9 protein-coding genes are annotated in these 6,945 nt (G+C 58.4%); 5 read left to right on the top strand and 4 right to left on the bottom strand.

Translation table 11 applies throughout. The features are described 5' to 3' along the window. The 4 genes from odhB to lpdA form a co-directional block, all read left to right on the top strand. Positions 1 to 699, top strand: a 699-nt coding sequence (odhB, locus tag QZ517_RS19260) for a 2-oxoglutarate dehydrogenase complex dihydrolipoyllysine-residue succinyltransferase (protein WP_294230409.1), incomplete at its 5' end; no start/stop codon positions are given. A 119-nt stretch (positions 700 to 818) separates the two neighbouring features. Then, positions 819 to 1,325 (top strand): hypothetical protein, encoded by a 507-nt coding sequence (locus QZ517_RS19255; protein ID WP_294230406.1) that lies wholly within the window; start codon positions 819 to 821, stop codon positions 1,323 to 1,325. Between the two features lie 241 nt (positions 1,326 to 1,566). Continuing rightward, positions 1,567 to 1,836 carry a hypothetical protein gene (locus QZ517_RS19250; protein WP_294230403.1) on the top strand — a complete coding sequence of 90 codons (270 nt, stop codon included), beginning with the start codon at positions 1,567 to 1,569 and terminating at the stop codon, positions 1,834 to 1,836. An 86-nt stretch (positions 1,837 to 1,922) separates the two neighbouring features. Continuing rightward, positions 1,923 to 3,317 (top strand): dihydrolipoyl dehydrogenase, encoded by a 1,395-nt coding sequence (gene lpdA, locus QZ517_RS19245; protein ID WP_294230400.1) that lies wholly within the window; start codon positions 1,923 to 1,925, stop codon positions 3,315 to 3,317. Between the two features lie 71 nt (positions 3,318 to 3,388). On the opposite strand, the gene QZ517_RS19240 is transcribed toward lpdA, so the two are convergent. From QZ517_RS19240 to QZ517_RS19225, 4 genes are read right to left on the bottom strand one after another with little or no spacing between them, the layout of a single operon-like run. Then, on the bottom strand, positions 3,389 to 3,994 hold the full coding sequence (locus QZ517_RS19240; protein ID WP_294230412.1) for a pyridoxamine 5'-phosphate oxidase family protein: 606 nt from the start codon (positions 3,992 to 3,994) through the stop codon (positions 3,389 to 3,391). Further along, positions 3,978 to 4,721, bottom strand: coding sequence for a lysophospholipid acyltransferase family protein (locus tag QZ517_RS19235; RefSeq protein ID WP_294230395.1), 744 nt, complete (start codon positions 4,719 to 4,721; stop codon positions 3,978 to 3,980). The genes QZ517_RS19240 and QZ517_RS19235 overlap by 17 nt, the downstream gene beginning before the upstream one ends. After that, the gene (locus QZ517_RS19230) at positions 4,721 to 5,623 is read right to left on the bottom strand and encodes an FtsX-like permease family protein (protein ID WP_294230392.1); all 903 of its coding nucleotides are present in this window, start codon (positions 5,621 to 5,623) and stop codon (positions 4,721 to 4,723) included. The genes QZ517_RS19235 and QZ517_RS19230 overlap by 1 nt, the downstream gene beginning before the upstream one ends. Then, positions 5,620 to 6,297, bottom strand: a complete 678-nt coding sequence (locus QZ517_RS19225) for an ATP-binding cassette domain-containing protein (protein ID WP_294230389.1) — start codon at positions 6,295 to 6,297, stop codon at positions 5,620 to 5,622. The genes QZ517_RS19230 and QZ517_RS19225 overlap by 4 nt, the downstream gene beginning before the upstream one ends. A 144-nt stretch (positions 6,298 to 6,441) precedes the next feature. Here QZ517_RS19225 and QZ517_RS19220 point away from each other — a divergent pair. Continuing rightward, positions 6,442 to 6,945: zinc-ribbon domain-containing protein (locus QZ517_RS19220; protein ID WP_294230386.1), on the top strand; the 504-nt coding region annotated here is incomplete at its 3' end.

Raw genomic sequence — 6,945 nt, 5'->3', positions numbered from 1 at the left:
TCCCGCGAAGAGCGCGTGAAAATGACCCGTCTGCGTCAGACCATCGCCAAGCGTCTGAAAGAAAGCCAGAACACCGCCGCCATGCTGACCACCTACAACGAGGTCGACATGGGCGAGGTCATGGCACTGCGCAGCCAGTACAAAGACCAGTTTGAGAAAAAGCACGGCGTGCGTTTGGGCTTCATGTCCTTCTTCACCAAAGCTTGTGTGCACGCTCTGAAAGAAGTACCAGAGGTGAACGCAGAGATCGACGGCACCGACATCGTGTACAAAAACTTCGTGCACATGGGGGTGGCCGCTGGCACGCCAACCGGTCTGGTTGTGCCTGTAATCCGCGACGCCGACAGCATGTCGTTTGCTGAGATCGAAAAAGCCATCTCGGAAAAAGGCAAACGTGCCCGTGACGGCAAACTGTCCATGGCGGAAATGCAGGGCGGCACCTTCACGCTGTCCAACGGCGGTGTCTATGGCTCCCTGATGTCCTCGCCAATCCTGAACCCACCGCAGTCCGGCATCCTCGGCATGCACAAAATTCAGGACCGTCCCATGGCGATCAACGGCGAAGTTGTGATCCGTCCAATGATGTATCTGGCCCTGTCTTACGATCACCGCATCGTGGACGGCAAAGGTGCCGTGACCTTCCTCGTGCGCGTGAAAGAAGCGCTGGAAGACCCACGCCGCCTGCTGATGGATCTCTGATCTGATGGTCGACCTTCCTCACAGAGGGCAGTACACGACCCTGGGTGGGCGTGAAGCGCCCTCCCGTGGGGAGGGTCGTGCGCTGCCCGGGCCACATGTGGCCCGAGCGGAGGTGTGAGATGGCCAAGCGCAGATCCCGCGAAGAACTTCTGGCTGAGTTCCATCAGCTTTACGAAGTTCTTGAATTGATCAGTAAAGTTGAAGATCTGGTGGTTCCGATCGCACCAGAGATCAATTTCCAGAAAGACACGCCCTCCAAGCAACAGGCCCTAAGTTTGGTCGATCATGGCAGAGTGACTTTGAGCCAAGTCTGCTCGGGGGTTCGCGAGGCAATCTACGACAGCTTGGAAACGCTGGAAGACTTGCAAGAGGAAGACTCGCAAAAAGCGAACCTTTTCCTCCAATCCTATCGCGATCTGTCTGGCCGCAACCTGTGGGATGATATCGACAACCCAAAGATCGTCGTCAAAGCAATTTTGAAGCGTGGACACCTCCTCACCGAAGAAGAGTTTCGCCTGATCAAGGGCCAACTGGACGCGCAACGCCCAATGCTGTCGGCCACAGATCGCGACAAAGCAGAGACCATGCTTGCTGCCTTTGAGGATGAGTACCGTGCGACCCTTTGAACTTTGGCGCCCTTCTTCTTGCCCCAAATATCCCGGGGTAGAGGCATCGCAGATGCCTCAGGGGCAGCGCCGCTTACAGCACTTCGCCCCCTATTTCCCCACCTCCGCGATACAGACGCAATACCGACGCTATGCAGACGTGCAAAAATCGCCCAAACTGGCCCCATTGGAGAGACGCGCATTTCCCCTGCCCGCCGCTGGACCTTCGCCGCGTGAGACGCAGGACATAGGAGGATAGACCATGCCCACCCATGTGCTCTGGCAAGCTGATGTTGCCGATTTTGACGCCTGGCTCACCGTCTTCCGGCAGGACGCCGCCAACCGCAAAGCTGCCGGAATTGTGGACCTCAACGTCTGGTCCGATCCCGACCGCGAAAACCACGCCATCGCCCTCTTTGCCATCGTTGACAAAGACAAGGCTCGCGCCTTTTTTGACAGCGAAAGCCTTGCCATGCATATGGAGCGCGACGGCATCACCAACGTCACCGTTAAACTGTTGAAACCCGAATAAAGACCAACCATATCAATCTCTTGTAGTGAGAGTTTTTCTACAACTCGGGGCATCACGCCCCAGCAATAGACCAAGGAAACACACCTATGGCTCAATATGACGTCATCATCATCGGCGCAGGCCCTGGCGGCTACGTCTCTGCAATCCGCTGCGCACAGCTCGGTCTGAAAACCGCCATCGTGGAAGGCCGCGAAACGCTGGGCGGCACCTGCCTGAACGTCGGCTGTATCCCGTCCAAGGCGCTGCTGCACGCAACCCACATGCTGCATGAGGCCGAGCACAACTTTGCCGACATGGGCCTGAAGGGCAAAACCCAATCCGTCGATTGGACGCAGATGAAGGCTTACAAGACTGATGTTGTTGGACAAAACACCGGCGGCATCGAGTTTTTGATGAAGAAGAACAAGATCGATTGGCTCAAAGGTTGGGCGTCGATCCCGGCTGCGGGTCAGGTCAAAGTGGGTGACGACACTCACGAAGCCAAGAACATCGTGATTGCCTCCGGTTCCGTGCCGTCCTCCCTGCCAGGTGTTGAGGTCGACAACGACAAAGGCATCGTGGTCGATAGCACCGGCGCGCTGGATCTGCCAAAGGTGCCAAAGAAAATGACCGTGATCGGCGCTGGCGTGATTGGTCTGGAACTGGGGTCTGTTTACGCCCGCCTCGGCGCGGACGTGACCGTTGTGGAATACATGGACGCGATCTGCCCCGGCATGGACGCGGATGTGCAGCGCACGTTCAAGCGTATCCTTGAAAAACAAGGCCTTAAGTTCATCATGGGCGCGGCTGTGCAAGGCGTGGACGCCACCAAAACCAAGGCCAAAGTGCGTTACCTGCCTAAGAAAGGCGGCGACGAAGAGGTTGTGGACGCGGATGTGGTTCTGGTTGCCACCGGTCGTAAACCTTTCGCCGAAGGCCTGGGGCTGGACGCGCTTGGCGTGAAAATGACCGAACGCGGCCAGATCGCCGTGGACGGCAAATGGGCCACCAACGTGCCAGGCATCTACGCCATCGGCGACGTGATCGAAGGCCCAATGTTGGCCCACAAAGCCGAAGACGAAGGCATGGCTGTAGCTGAGGTGATGGCTGGCAAACATGGCCACGTGAATTACGGCGTGATCCCGGGCGTGGTCTACACCACCCCAGAAGTGGCCACCGTGGGTGCCACCGAAGCCGCGCTGAAGGCCGAAGGTCGCAAGCTTAAAATTGGCAAGTTCATGTTCATGGGCAACGCGCGTGCCAAAGCTGTGCACCAAGGCGAAGGCTTTGTGAAAATCATCACCGACAAAGAAACCGACCGCGTGCTTGGCGCAGCGATTATCGGCCCGGCAGCGGGCGACATGATCCACGAACTCTGTGTGGCCATGGAGTTTGGCGCCTCGGCTCAGGACATCGCCCTGACCTGCCACGCGCACCCAACCTACTCCGAAGCCGTCCGCGAAGCCGCGCTCGCTTGCGGCGACGGCGCAATCCACAGCTAAGCTGTTTACCTAGAACACCAAAGGGCGCCTCTTGGGGCGCCCTTTTCTTTTGCAGTGATGGCCTTCGTCGGCTACCACATGGTCTTCGCCGCCCGTGCGCCCCAGCCCTCGTCGTAGGGTGTACCGCCTTCAGCGCCATCGGTTTGCTCCGCCAAAATCTGCCCCACCGTGGGCAGGTCAGCGCTCTCGTCCTCAGGCGTCCATAGCCCAGCTCGCATCACCGCCCGCGCACATTGCGTGTAGATCTCGCCAATTTTGATCACAATCACCGCGCGCGGGTGTTTGCCCTGCACCTCAAAACTCTCGCACAGCGCAGCGTCAGTGGTCACCTTGGCAACACCATTCACACGCACCACATTGTTGGAGCCCGGCACCACAAACATCAGCGAGATCCGCCCATCCGCCACGATGTTGCGCAGCGTGTCTATCCGGTTATTGCCGCGCCAGTCCGGCATCGCCAAGGTGTGTTCATCCAGTTCGCGCACCACAGGGCCATCGTCTCCCCGCGGGCTGCCATCGGTGCCTTCCGGCCCCACAGTGGACAGCACACAAAACCGCGACGCCATGATCCACTTGCGATAGAGCGGCGTCATTTGCCGTGCCACCTTATTGACGGACGCCGAAGCTGGCGTGCCGTAAAGCGCTTCTAGTTCGGCGATATCACTGACGTACTGCATCCGGATCAAACCCCGCTTCCACCATCAACGCGTTGGACTTGGTCTCAATCACTTCTTCCAACCGCACCATAAACTCTTTCTGATCCGCGCCTTGCTCAATTGGCTCCAGGAACTCGACCACAGCCAGGCCCGGCGTGCGCAGCATCGTGCCCTTGGGCCAGAACATGCCCGCATTGGTCGCCACCGGCACCGCCGTCTGACCGGTCTCCTTGTACAGCACATACGGCCCAACCTTGTAGGGCATGTGCTCGCCAACCGGCACACGCGTGCCTTGCGGATAGATCACCAGCTGCCCCGGAGGCACCCGTCCGCTATCCACATCTGTCAGCATGGCTTTGATCGCGGCCCCACGTTTCCCGCGTCGCACCGGCACACAGCCCAAGCGCCACGCGTAGACACCAATGATCGGCGTAAACAGAAGCTCATACTTCATGATGAAGCGTGGCTGCGGCACCGCTTTAAAGATCATCATAATATCAAGGAAAGACTGGTGCTTTGCTGGCACCAAAACTGCTCCGCTTGGCACCTCGCCACGCACTTCTGAGCGAATGCCCACAAGCCAGCGGGCTGACCAAATCGCCCATGTGGCATAAGTTTTACAAGCGGTCATCGCGCCTTTGGGCGACAGCAGCGCCCAAGGAAAAAACACAATCCCCATGGCCAACATAACAACTGCATTCTGAACCACATAGATGATCGACATCACCCATCGAAACGCCAAGCGCATTAGGTCAACTCCCCTAAAGTACGTCGTGCTGCGGCTCCTGTGGCCACATAAGCCACCACTGCGGCAAGCACTGGGATCAACGTCAAAAGCGCCCAGCCGAGACCTTGGAAGCCCAGCCCCGTCAAAAAGCTTCCGCTTTCCTGCGTCGCCGGCAGCAGAAACACGGAAAATGCACCAAGCGCAGTGCCAACAGCCGCCCCCGACAAGGCGCGTAGAGTAAAGCGGCGCACAAAAGCCCGCGCGATATAGCTGTCCCGTGCGCCAATCAAGCGCAGCACAGAAATCACCTGTGCATTTGCCGCAAGCGCGGCATTGGCGGCCAGAGTGATCATCGCCGCCGTCGCAGCCCCAATTAGGCCAATCGACACCCAACCTAGCAACCGCAGTCGTCCCGCAGCCCGCTCCAACGGACGCCGCCAACGGGTGTGGTCATCCAACACCGCGCCAGGCACTTCCGCTTGTAAGCGCAGGCGCAACCCCGCACCGTCATAGCCCTCTTCAGTTTCCACAATCTCGATGAGCTGCGGAACCGGCAGGCTATCAAGCGGCAAGTCTGGTCCAAACCACGGCACCAAAAGGCTTCGCTGCTCCTCCACACTCAACGCCCGCGCCGAGGCGATCCCCGGCGTGCTATCCAGCACCGTCAGCGCCGCGGCTGTTTGCGCCGCCATTTGCTCGGCAGGCGCAGAAATGCGCAACGTCGAGCTTTGAGCCAACTCATCCCCCCAACGCGTCGCCAAACGACCCGATGCCAGCGACAACGCCAAAGCAAACACAGTCAAAAACGCCATCGCACCGGCCGCAAACAGCGTCAACCGAGCGGTAAATCCAGTTGGCGGCACCACGCGATCCGCCTGTGCGTCACCCATGATCAGCTTCGAGAGCTGCAGACCTGTGCTCATAGATCCGCCCCAGCCAGTTGCAACTTACGTCCCGAAATCCGCAGCACCCGCGCCTGCACATGATGTTTCGCCGACCGGATCAGGTTCAAATCGTGCGTCGCGATCAGTATCGTTTTGCCCATTTTGTTGAGCTCCACCAAGAGCTGCAACAAACGCTGCGACATTTCCCAGTCCACGTTGCCAGTAGGCTCATCTGCCAACACCACGTCTGGAGACATAATCACCGCGCGTGCCAACGCCGCCCGCTGCCGTTCGCCCCCAGACAGCTCCGGTGGAAGCGCACTTGCCCGATGGCCCAAACCAACCCAAGTCAAAAGCTCCTTCAGGTTGGAGTGCTGCTCAAGCGAGTCTCTGCTGGCCACGGTTAGAGGCAGGGCAACGTTCTCCCGTACCGACAAGTGATCCAGAAACTGGCAATCCTGATGAACCACGCCAATCTGACGCCGGGTCATCGCATGATCCTCCCGATCCATCTCACGCACATCTTTGCCAAACAGTTGTACCTGCCCCGCTGTCGGGCTCAACGCGCCGTAACACAGCTTAAGAAATGTGGTCTTCCCCGATCCGGAAGGACCAGTCAAAAAATGGAAAGATCCGGGTGCCAATTTCAAGGACACCTCGCTCAGCAGCTCACCGCCGCCATAGCTATACGCAATATTGTCTAGTTCGATCACCTGAGACCTCATTTGTCCCGATTGTTGTGCACGAGCATCGCCTTGGTTGCAATCTGTTCCACGTCGCCTTTGCACTTTCGCCAAGAGATGTTTCAGAATATGGTTCCTTAACAAAAGCAAGAACTTCGACAGCAGGGGACGAGTATGCGGCTAACTTGCCCAAATTGCGGGGCACAATATGAAGTGCCAGACGACATCATTCCGACCGGCGGGAGGGATGTGCAATGTTCCAACTGTGGCAACACCTGGTTTCAGGTAGACGCCGATATGCTGGCCGAAGCACCAGCGGACGCCCCAGTTGAGCAGGACACTCCGGAGGAAACCTCCGCAGAGCCCCATCCAACCGATCCCGCGTCCGAAGAAGCCGTTTTCGAAGAGGTTGAGCCTCCTGAACTGTCCATAGAAGCTGAGACCGATTTGGACCAGGATCTCCCTGAGGGCGAGGAGGAAAATGCCGACGACATCGATCTCGGCGGTGCCGATTGGGACTTGGAATCCGAGGATGATTGGGTAGAAGCCGGGGACGACGCATCACCTGAAGCTCTGGTAACAGAGGAGGAAGCGCCGGACTCTGAAGCGGAACCGATTGAGCCTGAGCCTGAGCCTGAGCCTGAGCCTGAGCCTGAGCCTGAGCCTGAGCCTGAGCCT

The sequence above is a fragment of the uncultured Shimia sp. genome (assembly GCF_913054185.1).
GTDB lineage: Bacteria > Pseudomonadota > Alphaproteobacteria > Rhodobacterales > Rhodobacteraceae > Shimia.
This window is presented reverse-complemented; position numbering and strand designations above follow the sequence as displayed.